The sequence below is a fragment of the Brevundimonas subvibrioides genome (assembly GCF_027271155.1).
GTDB lineage: Bacteria > Pseudomonadota > Alphaproteobacteria > Caulobacterales > Caulobacteraceae > Brevundimonas > Brevundimonas subvibrioides_D.
Genome location: NZ_CP114542.1, coordinates 623,754 through 643,257, shown reverse-complemented (window position 1 = coordinate 643,257; position 19,504 = coordinate 623,754). Strand labels below are relative to the sequence as shown.

Genomic DNA, 19,504 nt, shown 5'->3' with positions numbered 1-19,504 from the left:
CTAAAAGCGGTCGATCTGAAACCTTGCGGATCGATCCTTGATGCCCGAGACCATCGCCTGTGTGGACGGCCGCGACCTGTCCCTGACGCAAGGATCCGGAATTGCGACCTACGGACGCAACCTGCTGACGACCCTCTCGCGCATGGGTGTCGGAACCCAGGTGCTTTACGGCCCTCCAACGCCCGTCCGGTCGGACCCGCTGCTTGACGAGATCATGTTGGCGAATCCTGACGCAAGGGCGGGAAACCCGACGGCGTGGAAACGCCTCGTGCGGACGACGCGCGCGCGGTGGGGCCTGCCCGCCGTGCCTGTCCAGCCGGGCCAGGTGATCTGGCCCCGCGACGGGGCCGCCCCGCCGGCAACGGACTCATACTGGGCGAGCCAGGACGTGTTCCGGACGGCCCATCGCTCCTTCGTGAAGACGGGTCGGCTGACGCAAATCCACTTCAAATGCGACCGTGACGTTCCCGCGCCGGACGTCTGTCACTGGACCGCGATCATGCCGCTGCGGGGCAAGGACGCCCTGAATCTCTACACGATGCACGACCTGATCCCGTTGCGACTGCCCCACCTGTCGCTGAGCAACAAGGAGCATTATCTGGCCATTTGCCGCGCCATCGCGGACGGAGCTGACCACATCATCGTCGGCTCCGAATCGGCGAAGGCCGACATCGTCGACATGATCGGCGTGTCGCCGGATCGGATCACCAACACCTACCACGCCGTGCAGCTGCCGTCCGGGCACATGGAGCGGTCCGACGACGAGATCGCCGTGGAAATCGAGGGTGCGTTCGGACTTCCGTGGAAGGGCTATTTCCTCCACTACGGCACGATCGAGCCGCGCAAGAACCTGGGCCGGACGGTGGAGGCCTATCTGGCTTCAGGCGTGACGACACCGTTGGTGATCGCGGGTGGCGACGGCTGGCTGTTCGAGCCGGAAACAGCCGTTCTGGATCAGGTGCGCGCCGGCCAGGGGGCGGCAGCGGGGCGGATCATCAAACTGAAGTATCTGCCGGCCGGTCTGCTGGCCAGCCTGGTGCGGGGGGCGAGGGCCCTGCTGTTCCCTTCCCTGTATGAGGGATTCGGCCTGCCGGTCCTGGAAGCCATGAGCATGGGAACCGCTGTCCTGACGTCGACCTCCGGCTCGCTGCCCGAGGTCGCCGGTGGAGCCGCTGTCCTGGTCGATCCTTACGACGTCAACAGCATCCGCAAGGGCATCCTGGCCCTGGATGGGGACGAGGGCCTTCGTGACGCCATGGTGGAGCGTGGCACTGTGCAGGCGCGGCTTTTCTCGCCGCAGGCCTATGAGGCTCGTCTGACGGATCTCTACACACGACTGGGCCTTCGCCTGGCCCCCGGGGACACCACCTGACTCAGGTCGACGGCGCGCGTTCGACCCGAAGGCTGCCGTCGACGGCGACGAAGGTATCGACACCAGTCTGGCGGAATTCGAGAATCACCGAGTCCGCTTCGTTCGCGATCCCGAATCCCTGAGCCGTGGGGCGCCAGTGCGTGGCGGCCGCCAGCGACGCCAGGGCGCAATGCTCGATATGCAAGCCGTAGCCATGTGGTAGGGGCTGCCGGTTCAGGGCCAGGACGCAACCTTTCGATCCGTCGGCCGGCGTGAAAGCCCACAGGCCGATTGCGGCCTCGATATCGCCTGACGGCTCCGGCACCCGGGATTGCGACACGGCTGGCTGCTCCTTGGAATGACAGGCGCCGGCGACGACAGGCAGGAGGGAAAGACACAGTGCCAGGGGCAGGGCTGAAGCGAAAGTCATGCCTCGTCCTCGTGTCCGGAGTCCCACGCGATCCGCGCTCACAACCGCCCGTCCTCCATAGCCAAAACGGGACCGGCGTGCCACCACCTTTATGAGACGGCGTCCAGCGGCTAGGGTGGCCTGGAAGGAGTCCGATCCGCGTGTTCAGCCACCTGCTTCCCAGACAGCCGGGTACCGAGCCGCTGGCCGAGGCGTTTCGAGCCTGTCGCCTGCATCTGATCGGCGCGCTGGTCTTCAGCGCCCTGGCCAACCTGCTGTACCTGGCCCCGACCCTCTACATGATGCAGGTTTACGACCGCGTCGTCCCGACCGGGGGCCTGCTGACGCTTGTGCTGATCTCTGCAGTGGCGGTGTTCGCCCTGGGGACGCTGGCCCTGCTGGATTGGCTGCGTGCGCGATTGCTGCTGCGAGCCAGCCTGAGGCTCGATCGCCTGCTGGCACCGGTCATCCTGACAAGGCTTGTCGAGATACAGACGCCGCGCGCGGCGACACAGGCGATGCGAGAGTTCGATACGGTGCGGGGGGCGGTGTCCGGCCAGGGAATTCTGGCCCTGCTGGATGCGCCATGGACACCGCTTTATCTGGCATGCTGCTTTCTGCTTCACCCGGCCATCGGTATCCTGACAATGGCCGGAGGTGCCCTGCTGTTCGCCCTGGCGGTCCTCAACGAGCGCGACAGCCGACCGAGACTGAAGCGCGCCATCCAATCCACAGCCACTGCCTATGCGGCGCAGGAAGGCATCATCGCCCAGAGCGAGGTCGTGCGTGCGCTTGGCATGCGGCAGGCCAGCGTAAACCGACAGATCACCGAGCGCGCCAGCGGCGTTGCGCACTACGCGGACGCACAGCTGAACGGCGGCAAATACTCCGGGGCGATCAAGTTCCTGAGACTCGTCATGCAGTCCGGCTCACTGGGACTTGCGGCCTTTCTCGCCGTGAAGGGCCAGATTTCACCGGGATCGATCATCGCGGCTTCGGTTCTGTTGAGCCGGACCGTGGCCCCGATCGAAATGCTGGTCGGGGCCTGGCCCGGTCTGAACCAGGCGCGGTCCAGCTGGTCAGCCCTGGTGGACCTTTTCAGATCGACGTCAGGCATCGATCGGGATCGGACGGCGCTGCCGGCTCCGAAAGGCAAGCTGCAGGTCGAGGACGTGACCGTTCGGCTACCCGGCACGGAGGCCCCGCAGATACGCCAGATCTCTCTGTCGCTGGAACCGGGTCAGACCCTGGGCATCGTCGGCCCCAGCGGATCGGGGAAGACCACCCTGGCTAGAGTTCTGGCGGGCGGGCTTGCGCCGACGTCCGGTGCCATCCGGCTTGACGGGGCGGATTATATGGCCCGGACGTCCGACGACCTGGCCCGTCACATCGGCTATCTGCCACAGGCACCCAGTCTTCTGGCAGGCTCGATCAAGGACAATATATCGCGCTTTTCGGCCTCGCTCGGGAGCGAGGCGGGCGACGTCGATCTCAAGGCCGTCGCGGCGGCCAGGGCCGCCGGGGCCCACGACCTCATCCAGCGCCTGCCCCAGGGATATGACACCCAGCTGGGGCCTATGGGATCGGGGGTTTCCGCAGGGCAGGCACAGAGGATCGCCCTGGCCCGCGCCCTTTATGGCGATCCCGTGCTGCTCGTTCTGGACGAACCCAACTCCAACCTCGACCAGGAAGGCGAGGCCGCCCTCATGACCGCAATCCTCTCGGCGGCCGCCCGGGGTGCCGCGGTGGTCCTGGTGGCTCACCGCGCCGGCGTCCTGTCCCGTGTCGATCGACTGGCGACCATGGCCGATGGTGCCATCACGATGGAAGGCCGGCGAGAGGACGTCCTGGCGCGGTTGCGCAGTACCTCTCCCCAGGTGCTGACACGCCCGCAATGACCGATGCTCCCACCCTCCCCCCGGTCACGAGTCCGGTGTCCGATTCGCCGTCGGGCGACATGCGGATCGGCGCTGCTGTGATCGGACTGTTCTTCGTGCTGTTTCTGGGCTGGGCCGCCATCGCACCCCTTGATGCCGGTGCCTATGCCTCGGGTCAGGTCGCCATTTCGGGCAACCGGCAGGCCGTGCAGCACCAGCAGGGTGGCGTCGTCAGCGCTCTGCACGTTGCCGAAGGCGACCGCGTCCACCGTGGACAAATCCTCGTAGAGCTTGCGACGGGCGAACTGCAGGCGACCGAGCGCGGCGTGACGGGCCAGGTCGTTTCGCTGCTGGCGCAGCGCGCGCGCCTGATCGCTGAGCGGGATGGACTGGCGTCGATCGCCATGCCGACCGAGTTTGCAGCCTATGTCGGTCCCGATCTGGTGCTGGCCCGGGATGCGATGCGTCTGCAGCGGCTCCAGTTCATGGCGCGGAGAAACGGCAGATCGACAGAGACCGGTGTGCTGACACAGCGGATCGGACAGTTGAACCAGCAGGTCGAGGGATTGCAGCGGCAGATCGAATCCAACCTGGCGCAGCGGCAGTTGATCGAAAGGGAACTGGACGGCGTGCGCAGTCTGGCGGCCCGCGGGTTCGCGCCCCAGACCCGGGTCATGGCACTGGAACGGTCGGCCGTCGCGCTGGACGGGGAACTGGGCTCCCTTCGTGCCCAGATCGCAGGAACCAACGAAACCATCGGGCAAACGCGTCTGCAAATGCTGGGTGTCTCCACGACCATGGAGGAGGACGTTGCCGATCAGCTGAGACAGACGGAAGTCTCGCTCAACGAGTTGCGGCCGCGAATGGTCGAACTGAGAGCCCAGATCGCGCGATCGCGCGTTCGGGCACCTGCAACGGGCGAAGTGGTGGGGCTGACCACCTTCACTGTCGGCGGGGTGATAGCGCCGGGCCAGACCCTGATGGACATCGTGCCCGAGGATGCCTCTCAGGTGATCATCGCGTCGATCAACCCGCCGGACATCGACAATCTGCGGCTGGGACTGTCCACAGAGGTCAAGTTTCCAGGGCTGCGCGAACGGTCCACGCCGCTGCTGCATGGCACGGTCACGCGGCTGTCTCCGGACAGTTTCACCGACGAGAAATCAGGCCGGACCTTTTATCGGGCGGAGGTCGTTATCCCGCCGGACGAACTCCGGAAACTCGGCGCGTCCGCTCAGAACATCCGTCCGGGCATGCCCGTGGAGGTCGTTGTCCTTCTGCGAAAGCGAACGGCGCTGCAATATCTGATCGAGCCCCTGACGAGCGGCCTGTGGCGCAGCGGGTCAGAGCAGTAGAGACGGCCCGCACGCCATCACTCCACTGACGAACATCGTAAACTGATCAAGAATTCGACGCCTTCGGAGGCGGGAATTGCGCTTCCATGAAGCGCGGCATTATGTCTAAACGGCCGCATGGCCATCTATCCCGTTATCCTCTGTGGCGGCTCCGGCACTCGCCTGTGGCCGGCGTCCCGGCCGTCGCGCCCCAAGCAATTCATCCGCCTCGCCGGTAATCGCTCGCTGTTCCAGGACACGGTGATAAGGGTCGCCAGGCTGGTCGAGAACGAAGGCAAGCTCCTCGTCGTTGCCGGGCAGGGCCATCGCGATGTGATCGATGCCCAACTGGTCGAGATCGACACATCGGCGCAGTTGCTGCTGGAGCCCGAAGCGCGCGATTCGGCCGCCGCCATGGCCGCAGCTGCTGCATGGGTGGCGCGTAACGATCCCGACGGCATTCTGGCGTTCGTGGCGTCCGACCACTACATCCCCGACGACGAGGGATTTCGTCGTTCGATCCTCGATGCCGTCCAGGGCGCGCGTGCCGGCAGGATCGTCACCCTTGGGATCAAGCCGACCGAAGCGTCCTCGGCCTATGGCTACATCAAGCCCACCGGCCCGGGATTGTCGGCGATCGAGACCTTCTGCGAGAAGCCCGACGCAGAGACGGCGCTGGGCTATATGCAGGCCGGCTATCTCTGGAACAGCGGCAACTTCATCGTCAGCGCCCGCACATTGGGCGACGAACTGGCCCGTTACGCCCCGGGCGTGCAGGCAGCCGCGGTGGCCGCCCTGCCCCCGGAAAGCGACAGCACGACCCTGACATTCGGCCCGGCGTTCACCGATGCGCCGAAAATCTCGATCGACTATGCGGTGATGGAAAAGACCCATCTCGCCTCGGTGCTGGAGGTATCGTTCGCCTGGTCCGATCTCGGGGCCTGGGATTCCATCGCTTCGAGTGGCGTCGGCAACACCGGCATCCACATCTTCGAGGACGCAGAGCGTTGCCTCGCGCGAGCACCGGATGGCGTCCTGGTCGCTGCGCTGGGGGTCAACGACATCGCCATCATCGTCGAGTCCGATGCCGTCCTGGTGTGCGACCTGTCGAAGTCGCAAGGGGTCAAGCGGATCGTCGACCGCGTCAGGACCACGTCTCCCAATCACCTCGATTTTGTCCGCACGACTCCTGAGCCGCTGGAGGCAGGGGCCCGACGCTTTGCGGAATGGCTCCGATTGCGGGCCTTGCCGACCTGGTCGAGCCTCGGGATGAACGGCAATGGCGGCTTCGCCGAGGCCCTCAGCCAGTCGGGACGGCCGGTCGCTGGGCCCAGGCGTGCCCGGGTCCAGACCCGTCAAATCTACGTCTATGCCCAGGCCGGCGTTCTGGGCTGGGCCGGGCCGTCGCGGCAGATCGTATCGGCAGGTCTGGACCACCTGTTTCAGGCCTTTATGCGAGCCGACGGTCAGGCGCGAACCCTGTTGACGGCGGACGGACATCCGCTCGACGAGACGACTATGGTCTACGATCAGGCCTTCGTGCTTTTTGCCATGGCGGCCGCCCGCAAGGCGGAAACCGGACCATCTGATCTGGCACACCGGGCCGCTATGTTGCGTAACGCCCTGGTGGCGCGTGCGCTGCCGAACGGAGCCATCCCGGAGGCGGGTGATCAGCCGTTTCAGTCCAATGCACACATGCATCTGCTCGAGGCCTGCCTCGCGTGGGAAGCCTTCGATGAGGATGGCCAGTGGTCCGCGCTCTCGGACCGGATTGCCGATCTCGCCACCCGCATCTTCATCGACCGCGAGGGCGGGTTCCTGCGTGAATTCTTCGCCGAGGACTGGACGCCCGCCGCCGGCGAGAACGGATCGCTGGTCGAGCCGGGCCACCAGTTCGAATGGGCGTGGCTGCTGACACGCTATGGCCTGGCGCGCGGAGACGACAGGGCGCTGTTGGCAGCCAGAACCCTTTACGCGCGCGGTCGCGTCGGCGTGGCGGGCCGTCCGGGCGTCGCCGTGGATGCCATGAACCAGGACCTGACCCTTCGCAGTGCCAGAGCCCGCCTGTGGCCCCAGACCGAATGGCTGAAGGCGTCGCTGATCCTCGCAGAGACTGCACGCGACGGCGATCGGGCCGGACTTCTGGCCGACGCGGCCACAGCGCTGCGCGCACTCTGGTTGTATCTGGAACCGGACGGCCTCTGGCACGACAAGCGTCTGCCCGACGGCACCTTCCTGGACGAGCCCGCGCCCGCGAGTTCCTTCTATCATATCATGGCTGCCTTCCAGCAGGTCAGCGGGACATTGCAGGTCCTTGGCCTCGACGGGGGCGACCTGATCGCCCTTGACTAAGGGCGACGCGAGGACACGTTCCCGCGAAGTTGCATCGCTCCGGCTTGCCCTCATGTCCGGGCGCGCTAGGGTAGGTGGAAACGAGGAAACAAGGTGGGATCGATGTTGAACGGTGCTGTGGCTCGCGACACCTGGAACTCCCCGGATTTCGATCTCCGGCAGGACGACGGTCCCTCCCGCGTGATGGATACGGGACGATCGGCAGGCAGCGGCCTGTTCGCCGAAGGAGCCTGGTCGTCGGCCTGCCCCTGCTGCGGTCAATCGCATGCAAATTTCGACAGCACGGACTTTGGCCCACTGGCTTTCCTGAACGGTGACGATCGCGGCGGGACCGGCGGTAACATCGGAAAGCCTTCGCTCACGATCGGTGGTGCGGGCACGCAGTTGACGCGTTCCGGCCTGAGCTGGGCATCCGGCCTGGGAACGGCGGCGACCGTCACCTATGCCTTCCGCAGCACGGCACCGGCGACCATGCCGACCGACACGGCCGGATTCACCCAGTTCACGGCGACGCAGATATCCGCCGTCCTGCTGGCTCTGCAGGCCTGGTCGGACGTGGCGAACATTACCTTCACCCGCGTGCAGGACGCGACGGGATACAGCGACAACGCCACAATGCTGTTCGGCAACTATTCCAGCGGGCAGAGCGCCGCCGCAGCTTTCGCCTACCAACCGGGCAACGCGAGCGCGTCTTCGGTGACCGGGGATGTCTGGGTCAACTCCAGCATCGCGGTCAACACGACCCCGGCGCTGCTGAACTACGGACAGCAGACGCTGACACATGAGATCGGCCATGCCATCGGATTGAGCCACCCGTCCGGTTACAATGCCTCCGCAGGCGTCTCGATCACCTACGCCAACGATGCGAGCTATTACGAGGACTCGCGCCAGTACTCGATCATGAGCTACTTTGGCGAGAGCAATACTGGTGGCAATTTCAGGCTGAACAACGGCCCCGCACAGTATTCAGCAGTGCCCTTGCTCGATGATATCGCGGCCGCTCAACGGCTGTACGGCGCGAACACCACGACGCGGACCGGGGACACGGTGTATGGTTTCAACTCCACGGCCGACCGTGACTGGTTCATCGCGACCTCGGCGACCACCAGCCTGATCTTCGCTGTCTGGGACGCCGGTGGAAACGACACGTTCGACTTTTCCGGCTACAGCCAGGCCCAGGTCATCGACCTGCGGCAAGGGGCGTTTTCAAACGTCGGCGGACTGATCGGCAATATCGCCATCGCGGCCGGCACCGTGATCGAGAATGCGATCGGCGGTTCAGGCAACGACACGATCCGCGGGAACTCGGCCGACAACCGGCTCACCGGGAACGGCGGAACCGACACAATCGACGGTGGGCTGGGGACCGACACGGTGATCTTCAGCGGTGCGCGCGCGGCCTATTCCATCACCTGGAACGGCCAGACCGGATCGATCGTCGGCAACGGCCAGACCGTCACTGTGACCAACGTCGAATTCCTTCAATTCACGGACCAGACGATCGCTGCCGCGCCAACGGGCGGCTTGACGGTATCCGGCGATCTGACGAACGAAACCATCAACGGGACCGGATTGGCGGATACGATCGGCGGCGGCGGCGGCAATGACATCATAAGCGGGCTGGATGGCAACGACGTCCTGGATGGCGGGTCGGGCAACGACACACTGTCCGGCGGAAACGGTGACGACAACCTGATTGGCGGGGCCGGAAACGACGGCATCGATGGCGGCGCCGGAATCGATTTCGCCAGTTACAACACGGCCACATCGGGCGTTACCGTCAGCCTTGCCAACGGGACGGCCAGCGGTGGCGCAGGCACCGATACGCTCACCGGGATCGAGAACCTACGCGGCTCCGGATTCAACGACACCCTGACCGGCGACGGAGGAAACAACGTTTTTTACGGCGGATCCGGCGTGGATACCATCTTCGGCGGGGGTGGCAACGACACCTTCTACAGCGGGGCCGGTGGCCTGAGCGGCGGCGCTCCCGACATCGTCAAGAGCCAGACCACGGCCAACTCCAGTCAGGGCACTGCCGTTTCCCTTGATGACGGCTTCGACATCGGCGTCCGGAACGACGTCTTCGACCCTGGGAATACGCCGCACGCCACGGTGACTGCGACGGGCAGCGGCAATCTTGAATGGTACAGCTTCACGGCTGCGGCCGGATCTTCGATCACGATCGATATCGACAACGCCTCGTTCGACAGCGTTGTGCGCATTCTCGATGCCGCCGGCAATGTGCTGGCCGAGAACGACGATGGCACGACCGAGGGTGCCGACACCGGAAACTCGACGGACTCGGCCTTGACGTTCATCATCCCGTCGAACGGCGTCTACTATGTTCAGGTTTCCAAGTGGGTTTCGGGAACCACGACGCTGGTCACCGAAGCGGTTCCCGCGGGCGGGCTCTATACGCTCCACGTGTCCGTTTCAGGCCATTCGGTCGTGCCGATCGTGAATACGGGCTCGTCGCTTTACGGAGAGGGCGGCGACGACAGCTTCTATCAGGGCTACACAACCGACGCCGCGAACACGGGTAGCGGAAGCGACACCATCGACGGGGGGACGGGATCCGACACTGTCTTCTACAACGCCGCTTCGACGGCCTACACCATTACGACGGTCAATGGGGTCACAACCATCAGCGGAAACGGCGGCGCGACCGGCATCGATACGCTGACCAATGTCGAACAGATCCAGTTCACGGATCGGCTCGTCACTCTCGGCGCGGCCTCGTCCACGATCAATGGGACGTCGAATGCCGATACGCTTCAGGGCACGGCGGGCGACGACACGATCTATGGACTTGGCGGCAACGACACGCTGAACGGCCTGGCCGGCAACGACGTTCTGATTGGCGGTGCCGGCAATGACACCATGGTCGGTGGATCGGGCGACGATTCCTATGAGGTGACCGAGGCGGGGGATTTGGTCACGGAACTGGCCAACGAAGGCAACGACACCGTCTACAGCTACCTGGACACCTATACCCTGACGACCGATGTGGAGCGGCTGGCGCTGGTGGGATCGGCGCGTGTCGCGATCGGCAACGGCGGGGACAATGTCCTGATCGGCAGTGCGGGTGCCAACATCCTTCTGGGCGGGGCCGGCAACGACACGATGATCGGCGGCGCGGGCGACGATGCCTATGAGGTGACCGAGGCGGGCGATGTGGTGACCGAGGCCGCGGGCGAAGGGACCGACACCGTCTACTCCTATCTGGAGACCTACACGGCCGCGGCCAATATCGAGCGTGTGGAGCTGGCCGGTCGGGCGCGGAACGGCGCGACCAATGCCACGGGCGGCACAGTGGTCGGCAATGCGCTGGATAACGTCCTGACCGTGGGCGGCGGCTCTGCGGTGCTGATCGGGGGCGGGGGCAACGACACGGCCGTGATCGGCGGGGCGCGGTCCGGGTTCACGATCGCCACCAGCAACGGCATCACCACGGTGACCGGCGGGGGCCGGACGATCACCCTGGCCGGCGTGGAGCGGATCCAGTTTTCGGATCAGGTTTTCGTCCTGACCCCTGACCAGACCCTTGTGGGCACCGCTGGCGGAGAGGTCCTGAGCGGAGCGGACAGCTACGACACGATCTACGGCAACGGCGGCAACGACGTCCTGTTCGGCTATGGCGGCAACGATTTCCTGATCGGGGGCGACGGCGCGGACATCATGGTCGGCGGCGACGGCAACGACACCTATGAGGTCAGCGAGGTCGCCGACAACATCCAGGAAGGGGCCGGCGAAGGCTTCGACACCGTCTTCGCCTATGCCAGCGGCTATACCCTGGCCGCCAACACCGAATCGCTGCGCCTCGTCGGTTCGGCCGTCACCGGCTATGGCAATGCGGGCGACAACACCCTGGTCGGCAACGGGCTGGACAATGTGCTGGTCGGCGGGGGTGGCAATGACACCTTCTATGGCGGGGCGGGCAACGACACCTATGAGGTCACCGAGGCCGGGGACGTCGTGAACGAGAACGCCAACGAGGGCACAGACACCATCTTCAGCTACGTCACCTATGCGCTGGGGGCCAATATCGAGAACCTGCGCCTGGTGGGCGGGGCGCTCAACGCCACCGGCAATGCGCTGAACAACATGATCGTGGGCAACGACGGCAACAATGTGCTGATCGGCGGAGCCGGCAACGACATCATGGTCGGCTCGCTCGGCAACGACGCCTATGAGGTCACCGAGGCCGGGGACCTCGTCTATGAGGCGGCAGGCGAAGGCACCGACACCGTCTATTCCTACATCGATACCTACCAGATGTCGCTGAACGTGGAGGCCCTGTTCCTGGTCGGGTCAGCGCGGGTGGGGCTGGGCTCGGCCGGCAACGACACGATCGTCGGCAACGGGCTGAACAACGTCCTGAACGGCAACGCCGGCGACGACATCCTGACCGGTGGCGCGGGCGTGGACCAGTTCTGGCACCTGGCCGGCGGCGGCCGGGACCGGATCACCGACTTCTCGGCCGGCAGCGGCGAGATCATCGTCCTGTCGCAGAGCCAGTTCGCCAACTTCGCCGCCGTCCAGGCCGCCATGACCCAGTCGGGGGCCAATGTCGTGATCACATTCAGCGGGTCCCAGTCGCTGACGCTCAGCAATGTCACCGTCGGCCAGCTGACCGCGGGCAATTTCGCCTTCTACGGCGCGCCCGCCACCAGTCCGGTCGAACCGCTCGACGACACCTCGCCCAAGGTCGCGGGCTTGCACACCTGGGACCCGACGGCGGTCTGGCACGATGGCCCAACCCTCCCTCACGACGCAGCCCTACCCTGGATGCCGACCCATATCCAGGATCACTGGATGTAGAACGACGCTGTCAGGCAGGCCGTTGCACCGCCAGGGCGGGCGGAGATTTTCGTGCCGACCTGGAGCCTGATCGGCTGAAGCGGAATCGCTGCGCGATTCCGCCGAGGCCGTGGATCAGGCTCCAGATATCAGAGAGAGCATGATTCACGGTTTCGGGTGGCCCCACGACATGGGTCCATCTCGAACGATCATGCTCCAGGAGCCCGCCATGCCGACCATTACTGGAACCTCGCAGGCCGACACCCTGGTCGGAACGAACCAGGGCGATCTCGTTCAGGGCCTCGACGGGAACGACATCCTGAACGGTGGGCCGGCGGGGGACGCGCCGGACTACGACGTGCTGGACGGTGGGCCGGGGACGGACACCTTGCGGGCCGGCGATGACGCCAGCGGCGCGCGGAGCGGACAGGCGGTCCGCGTCGACCTCGTTACGGGGACCGCGACCTATTTCTATCCGTCCCTGAACCAGACATGGGACACCGATACGCTGGTCAGCATCGAGAATGTGACGGGAACCAGTCTGGGCGACACTCTGCAGGGCGACGGCGGGGCCAACCGTCTTGAAGGGCTCGCCGGCAACGATGCGCTGGAGGGACGAGAGGGCGACGATGTCCTGCTGGGCGGTGCGGGGAACGATCGGCTGATCGGCGGCACCGGGTTGGACCTGATGACCGGAGGCGTCGGCGACGACACCTATGAAGTCACCGATGTCGGCGATCAGGTGATCGAGGGCTCCGGCGAGGGCACGGACATCGTCTACAGCTATCTGGACAGCTATACGCTGGCAACGAACGTCGAGCACCTGGTGCTGGTGGGTCCGGCGCGCGAGGCGATCGGCAACGGTCTGAACAACCTGATCTACGGCAACGACGGCAGCAACGTCCTCGACGGCGGAGCCGGGGCCGATGCCCTGACCGGGGGCGCGGGCGACGACACCTATGTCGTCGACAATGTCGGGGACGCGGTCGACGAGCGCAACGGGGACGGCGTCGACACGGTCGTCAGCGGGATCGACAGCTATGCGCTTGCCGCCAATGTCGAAAACCTGACGCTGACCGGAGCCGCGCGCGCCGGTACGGGAAACAGCCAGGCGAACGTCATCATCGGCAATGGCCTGGGCAATGCCCTGGCCGGGGGCGGAGGTGACGACACCCTGAACGGCGGCGGAGGCGACGACAGCCTGGACGGCGGGGACGGACTCGATGTGGCCGTTTTCGCGGGAGCCCGGTCGGCCTATACGATTGCCACCGTTCAGGGACGGACGACAGTGACCGGCCCGGACGGGGTCGACACGCTGACGGGCGTAGAGCGCCTGCAGTTCGCGGATCAGGTCGTCGTGCTGTCTACCATCCTGACCGGGACCGGCTCGGCCGAGACCCTGACCGGTACAGCCGAGTCCGATACGCTCTATGGCCTGGGTGGGGGAGACACCCTTCTGGGTCTGGGCGGCGACGACTTCCTCGACGGCGGAGCGGGCGCGGACCTGCTGGTCGGCGGAGATGGCGACGACATATTGTTCGGCGGTATCGGCACGCCAGGCATTTTCAACCCGACCTACGAGAATGATGTTCTGAACGGCGGGGCCGGCATAGACACCTTCCGCGCCGGATATGAGGAAGACCGCAATGCCAGCGTCGTCGTGCGTCTGGTCGACGGCACCGCGGCCTATCGCCATTCCGGCGTGCTGGGGTCTGTCCAGACTGAAACCGACACATTGGTCTCCGTCGAGAACGTGACCGGCACCGCCGGTGCCGACGACATCGAGGGCGACGCCGGGGCCAACCGACTGGAGGGCGGTGCGAACGGCGACCGGCTGGCAGGGCTGGCAGGCGACGACTTCCTCATCGGCGGCGCAGGGAACGACACGCTGGAGGGCGGCGACGGCATCGATACGGCGGTCTACGCCGGGGCCCGCTCCGCCTATACGGTGACGACGTCGGGTGGGGTCACCACGGTCAGCGGGCCCGACGGCACCGACACCCTGCGCGGGATGGAGAGGCTGCAGTTCTCGGACCTCACCGTGTCGATCACCGGCAGCCCGGACGAGACCCTCTATGGCGACAACGGCGCGAACGTCATTCACGGCTATGACGGCAACGACACGATCTACGGGCTGGGCTTCACCGACACCCTGTACGGGGACGAAGGCGACGACATCCTGATCGGCGGTGGCGACTACGACACCATGATCGGCGGGACCGGTAACGATGCCTACGAGGTGACGGAAGCCTACGATGTCGTGGTTGAGGCGCTCGACGAGGGAACGGACGTCGTCTTCACCTATGTCGATCGCTACACCCTGGCGGCCAATGTGGAGGTTCTGGCCCTGGTCGGTGGCGCGCAGGTCGGCTTCGGCAACGCCCTGGACAACACCCTGGTGGGCAATGCGCTGGGCAACACCCTGATCGGCGGCGGCGGGGCCGACACGATGATCGGCGGCGTCGGCAACGACGTCTATGAGGTGACCGAGGCCGGAGACGGGGTGGTCGAGAACGCAGGCGAAGGCACCGACACGGTGTTTTCCTACCTCGACAGCTACACCCTGACGGCCAATGTCGAGACCCTGGCCCTGGTGGGGGCGGCGCGGCTCGGGATCGGCAACGCCGGGAACAACACCCTGATCGGCACGACCGGGAACAACACCCTGATCGGCGGCAGCGGCGTCGATACGATGATCGGCGGGGCCGGCAACGACGCCTATGAGGTAACCGAGGCGGGCGACATTCTGATCGAGAACGTCGGCGAGGGGTTCGACTCCGCCTATTCCTACCTCGACAGCTACGCCCTGGCCAACAACGTGGAGCTTCTGGCCCTGGTCGGATCGGCGCGGGCGGGGATCGGCAACGGCCTGGACAACACCCTGGTGGGCAATGCCCTGGACAACACTCTGATCGGCGGGACCGGCAACGATACCCTGATCGGCGGGGCCGGAAACGACGTCTATGAAGTGACCGAGGCCGGTGACGCAGTGATCGAAAATGCGGGCGAAGGCGGCGATACGGTCTTCAGCTATCTGGACGCCTATGGGCTGACAGCGAATGTCGAGACGCTGGCCCTCGTCGGATCGGCGCGGATCGGTCTGGGCAATGCCGGTGACAACACCCTGATCGGCAATGCCGGTGCCAATGTGCTGAACGGCAACGGCGGCAATGACGTCCTGGTCGGCGGAGCGGGGGCCGACACCTTCTGGCATCTGGGCGCAGCCGCCGGCCACGACCGGATCACGGACTTCCAGACCGCCGGCGAGGTCATCGTGCTGGATGCGTCGATCTATGCCAATTTCGCCGCCGTCCAGGCACGCGCGACCCAGGTCGGGGCCAATGTGGTCATTACGCTGAGTGCCTCGACCAGCCTGACCCTCGATAACGTTCAGCTGGGCCAGCTGACCGCAGCCAATTTCGCCTTCTACGGCGCGCCCGCGACCAGCCCGGTCGAACCGCTCGACGACACCTCGCCCAAGGTCGCGGGCTTGCACATCTGGGACCCGACGGCGGTCTGGCACGATGGCCCCACCCTCCCCCACGACGCAGCCCTGCCCTGGATGCCGACCCATATCCAGGATCACTGGATCTAGGGCCGTCGCCTGCGGCCAGCGTCGGTCCTGTCGACCGACCGGATCGGCGTGGATTGGCTTGCCAATACGGACGCGGAAGCTATGTTCCCCCCGCCGCTGGCGACCAGTGGAACGACTTGGATTGATCCATGGTGACGACGCAAGCAGGTGACGCGCCTTCGACGCCTGCGAGGCCTCAGAAGCCCGAAAACTGGCTGGCCCGACAGACTCGGATCATTTCCGCGCTGATGATCCGTGAAATGACGACGCGCTATGGCCGCGACGGCCTGGGGTTCGCCTGGATCGTGCTGGAACCGATGTCGTTCTGCGTCGGCGTCCTGGTTCTGTGGAGCCTGACCAAGCCGCCGTTCGAGCACGGCATCCGGCTTCAGGCGTTCTCGCTCACAGGCTATATGTGCATCATCCTGCTTCGACACATGATCTCCTACAGCTTCACGGCGATCCAGGCGAACGTCGGCCTGATGCACCATCGCCAGGTGAAACCTCTGCACATCCTGATCTCGCGCAATCTGCTCGAGCTGGGCGGGACCACCGCGACCTTCGTCCTGGTCTATTTCGCCCTCTATGCCCTGGGCCTGATCGAGGTGCCCGCCAATCTGCTTCTGGCCTATTGCGGCTGGCTCATGATGGCCTGGGTGTCCGTGGGCCTGGCCCTGCTGATGACGGGGCTGGCGATCCGTTTCGAACCCGTGGAGCGGATCGTGGGGCTGTTGACGTATGTCCTCATTCCCCTGTCCGGGGCCTTCTTCATGGTGTCCTGGCTGCCGCCGAGGGCCCAGGAAATCATCCTCTACCTCCCCTTCCCGCATGCGGTGGAAATGCTGAGGGCAGGCGTGTTTGGTCCTTTCGTCGAGACCCACTATGACTGGTTTTACGCTCTGACCATCGGGATGATCCTCAATCTGGTCGGCCTGCTTCTTGTGGCCACATCCAGAGATCAAATAGACGTCGAATAGGCGCAGGGTGCTATCCCGTGCGCGACCCTTGCCGAAAGCCCATCGATGAGTGACACCAAGCTGAACTATCTCGGACCGCTGCCCAAGGCGTTGCCGAGCGCGGTCGTTCACGATCGCTGGTGGAACAGGATTCCAAAGGCCTTCCTGGTCGTCGTCGTCCTGCCGACGCTGATCGCCGCGATCTACTATTTCCTGATCGCAACGCCGCGCTACGTTTCTGAAGCGCGTTTCGTCGTGCGCGCGCCGACACAGAACCAGCCCTCGGCCCTGGGCGTCGCCCTGTCGGGCGTCGGCATCACATCGGGGGCGACCGACGCCTTTACGGTGCACGAATACATCAACTCGCGCGACGGTCTGAAGGACCTCGCCCGGATCAGCAATCCGCGGGAGATCTTCGGTGCCCCCGAGGCGGACATCTTTTCGCGCTATCCGCGGCCGTGGGAAGACCGGTCGGACGAGGGGCTCTACAAGGCGTTTCAGCGTTTCGTGACCGTCGGATACGATTCCCAGACCGGCATCAGCACCCTGACCGTGGAGGCCTTCAGCCCGCAGGACGCACAGCGCATGACCGAAGCGCTGCTGCAGGGCGGAGAACGCCTGGTCAACCGGCTCAACGAGCGGTCATCGACCGATGCGGTGACCGACGCCCTGCGCGCCCAGAGCCAGGCCAGGGAGCATCTGTCCGAGGCGCAGCAGGCGCTGGCGGCCTTCAGAAACAACCGGCAGTACATCGATCCCACCCGGGCGGCGACCGAGAGTTCGTCCCTTATCGTGGCCCTGCTTGAAACCCTCGCCAATCTGCAGGCCGAGCGTTCGCAGATTGCGAGCCAGGCACCGCAAAGCCCTCAGCTCGCAGCGGTCGACAGCCGGATCGCAGCCTATCAGCGACAGGTGGCGGCCGAGCGGGCCAAGATCGCCGGCACCACCGGCTCGCTCGCGACCCAGGTGGGGACCTATGAGGACCTCGTCCTGGCGCGCGAACTGGCGGATCGGGAACTGACGCAGGCGACCAGCGCCCTGCTCAGCGCCGAGCAGGAGGTACGCCGGCAGCGGCTTTACCTCGACCGCGTAGTAAGCCCCAACCTGCCTGATCGCGCCGAAGAACCGAAACGGCTTCTGGCGGTCCTGGCCGTCCTGCTGACCACTCTTATGATGTACGGCGTCGGCTGGTTGATCTGGGCCGGCGTTCGCGAACACGGTCAGGACTGATGGCGGACGCCGAAGTCATCGGTCTCCACGTCGAGGGTGTCAGCAAGACTTACCGGACGGCCAAGCGACCCCTTTTCTCCGGCCTGAACTTCGAACTGCCTCGCGATGGCCGGCTCGCAATCCTCGGTCGCAACGGCCAGGGCAAGTCCACGCTGATCAAGATGCTGGGCGGCGTGTTGCCGGCGACCGAAGGGAAGATCAAATGGAGCATGACCTCCTCCTGGCCGATCGGCTTCGGGGGCGCGTTTCAGGGCAGTCTGACAGGCATCGACAACATGAAGTTCCTGTCGCGCGTCTATCGCCGCGACTTTGACGAGATGCTTCTTCGCGTGGACGATTTCGCCGAGCTCGGCCCGGCGCTCAAAATGCCGGTGAAGCACTATTCGTCGGGTATGCGCGCCAGGCTGGCATTCGGTTTGTCTCTGGCGATCGAGTTCGACTGCTATCTGATCGACGAACTGGTCGCCGTGGGCGACGCCCGCTTTCAGCAGAAGTGCCAGGAAGAGCTGTTCCAGCACCGGGCGGACCGGGCCTATATGATGGCGTCACACGATACGCATCTGATCTCGCAGCACTGCGACCGCGCCCTGATCATCGAGAGCGGGCGCGCCAAATTGTTCAACGACATCGAGGAAGCCATCGATATCTACACCTGGCTGAGGGCGGCTTGACCGCGGCCATCCGGATGTACGTCGTCCACCTGCCGTCGCCGACCCAGTCGGCGTGGCAGATTGCGCTGGTGGAAAACGCCGCGCGCGCGGGATGGGACGTCTTTTCGCTGACGGCGGAAGATGTCCCGGCGTTTCGCGACGGGGTCCATGCCCTGATACAGGGCGTCGATGCCGGCCTCATTCCAGCCGACGCCTCGACAGCCTTCATTCTCGCGGGGTCTCCCCAAGGCGCAGTCGATACCCTGATCCAGCTTCACCACCTGGACCGAAAGACCGCCCTAAACTCCGTCGCATGGTGGTTCGCGCAGGCGGCCGAGGCGGCGACCCGCGCCATTCCCCTGAACGCAGAGTCGGGGGCCCTGACCTTTCCGGGCCTGGGCGAGGTCCGTCGTGGCGAGGCCGCGGCCTTGTCGCCGACCGCCGTGGGCGAGCCCCTGGCCATTTACGCCAGCCTGCCGCCTCCGATCGGTGCGACAGCCACATGGCCGATCGAACTGTTTCACTGGGAAGGCGGACACGAACCCGGCTTCACAGACCTGACGGGCAAGCGCCGTCTGATTCAGCACGGCCCCTATCTGTTGTTGAGTTCGGGCACGTGGACCGCGGAGATCGTGTTCGAACTCTCGATGGACCGGGCATTCACCCAGTTGCGATTCGACTGGGGCGACGGGACCGACATCGTCGAGACGTCCCAACGGCTGTCGGCGGCCGGCGTCTATTCTGTCACCCTGGCCAAGGCATGGGACAAGCCGACCACGACGGAGCTTCGCATCTGGCTGGACCGTTCCATGTTCGACGGCAGTCTGCGGATACGATCGATCAAGGTGTCACGCACGGCCTGAGACCTGATCGCCTGAAGTGGTCCGGGCCGGGTGCGACCCCGAACACGCCTGTCCAGGGCACCATGCAGGATGACAGAAATCCTTGCCTAGGCGGACTGAGTTACC

Annotated in this window: 11 protein-coding genes; 10 read left to right on the top strand and 1 reads right to left on the bottom strand. The window is 65.3% G+C overall.

Features of this window, described 5'->3' with window-relative positions:
• Nucleotides 1-40 precede the first annotated feature (40 nt).
• Entirely contained in the window at nt 41-1,372 is a 1,332-nt protein-coding gene (locus O3139_RS03190) for a glycosyltransferase family 4 protein (protein WP_269515466.1), read from the top strand.
• 1 nt (nt 1,373) lies between these two features.
• Here O3139_RS03190 and O3139_RS03185 read toward each other — a convergent pair whose 3' ends face one another.
• On the bottom strand, nt 1,374-1,781 hold the full coding sequence (locus tag O3139_RS03185; protein ID WP_269515465.1) for an AprI/Inh family metalloprotease inhibitor: 408 nt from the start codon (nt 1,779-1,781) through the stop codon (nt 1,374-1,376).
• 140 nt (nt 1,782-1,921) lie between these two features.
• On the opposite strand from O3139_RS03185, the gene O3139_RS03180 reads away from it, so the two are divergent.
• From O3139_RS03180 to O3139_RS03140, 9 genes are all read left to right on the top strand, one after another.
• Entirely contained in the window at nt 1,922-3,658 is a 1,737-nt protein-coding gene (locus O3139_RS03180) for a type I secretion system permease/ATPase (RefSeq protein WP_269515464.1), read from the top strand.
• A 35-nt stretch (nt 3,659-3,693) separates the two neighbouring features.
• A complete protein-coding gene (locus tag O3139_RS03175) occupies nt 3,694-4,992 on the top strand; it encodes an HlyD family type I secretion periplasmic adaptor subunit (RefSeq protein WP_269515463.1) in 1,299 nt (432 codons plus the stop codon).
• 117 nt (nt 4,993-5,109) lie between these two features.
• The gene (locus tag O3139_RS03170; RefSeq protein WP_269515462.1) at nt 5,110-7,323 is read left to right on the top strand and encodes an AGE family epimerase/isomerase; all 2,214 of its coding nucleotides are present in this window, start codon (nt 5,110-5,112) and stop codon (nt 7,321-7,323) included.
• A gap of 384 nt (nt 7,324-7,707) precedes the next feature.
• Nucleotides 7,708-12,147, top strand: a complete 4,440-nt coding sequence (locus O3139_RS03165; RefSeq protein ID WP_269515461.1) for a M10 family metallopeptidase C-terminal domain-containing protein — start codon at nt 7,708-7,710, stop codon at nt 12,145-12,147.
• 208 nt (nt 12,148-12,355) lie between these two features.
• Complete coding sequence (locus tag O3139_RS03160) at nt 12,356-15,721, top strand: beta strand repeat-containing protein (RefSeq protein WP_269515460.1); 3,366 nt, start codon at nt 12,356-12,358, stop codon at nt 15,719-15,721.
• 128 nt (nt 15,722-15,849) lie between these two features.
• Nucleotides 15,850-16,677 (top strand): ABC transporter permease, encoded by an 828-nt coding sequence (locus O3139_RS03155; RefSeq protein WP_269515459.1) that lies wholly within the window; start codon nt 15,850-15,852, stop codon nt 16,675-16,677.
• A gap of 45 nt (nt 16,678-16,722) precedes the next feature.
• Nucleotides 16,723-17,886, top strand: coding sequence for a chain-length determining protein (locus O3139_RS03150; RefSeq protein WP_269515458.1), 1,164 nt, complete (start codon nt 16,723-16,725; stop codon nt 17,884-17,886).
• Nucleotides 17,886-18,557, top strand: a complete 672-nt coding sequence (locus O3139_RS03145) for an ABC transporter ATP-binding protein (protein WP_269515457.1) — start codon at nt 17,886-17,888, stop codon at nt 18,555-18,557. Before O3139_RS03150 ends, O3139_RS03145 begins: the two co-directional genes overlap by 1 nt.
• A complete protein-coding gene (locus tag O3139_RS03140) occupies nt 18,554-19,399 on the top strand; it encodes a hypothetical protein (RefSeq protein WP_269515456.1) in 846 nt (281 codons plus the stop codon). The genes O3139_RS03145 and O3139_RS03140 overlap by 4 nt, the downstream gene beginning before the upstream one ends.
• Nucleotides 19,400-19,504 lie beyond the last annotated feature (105 nt).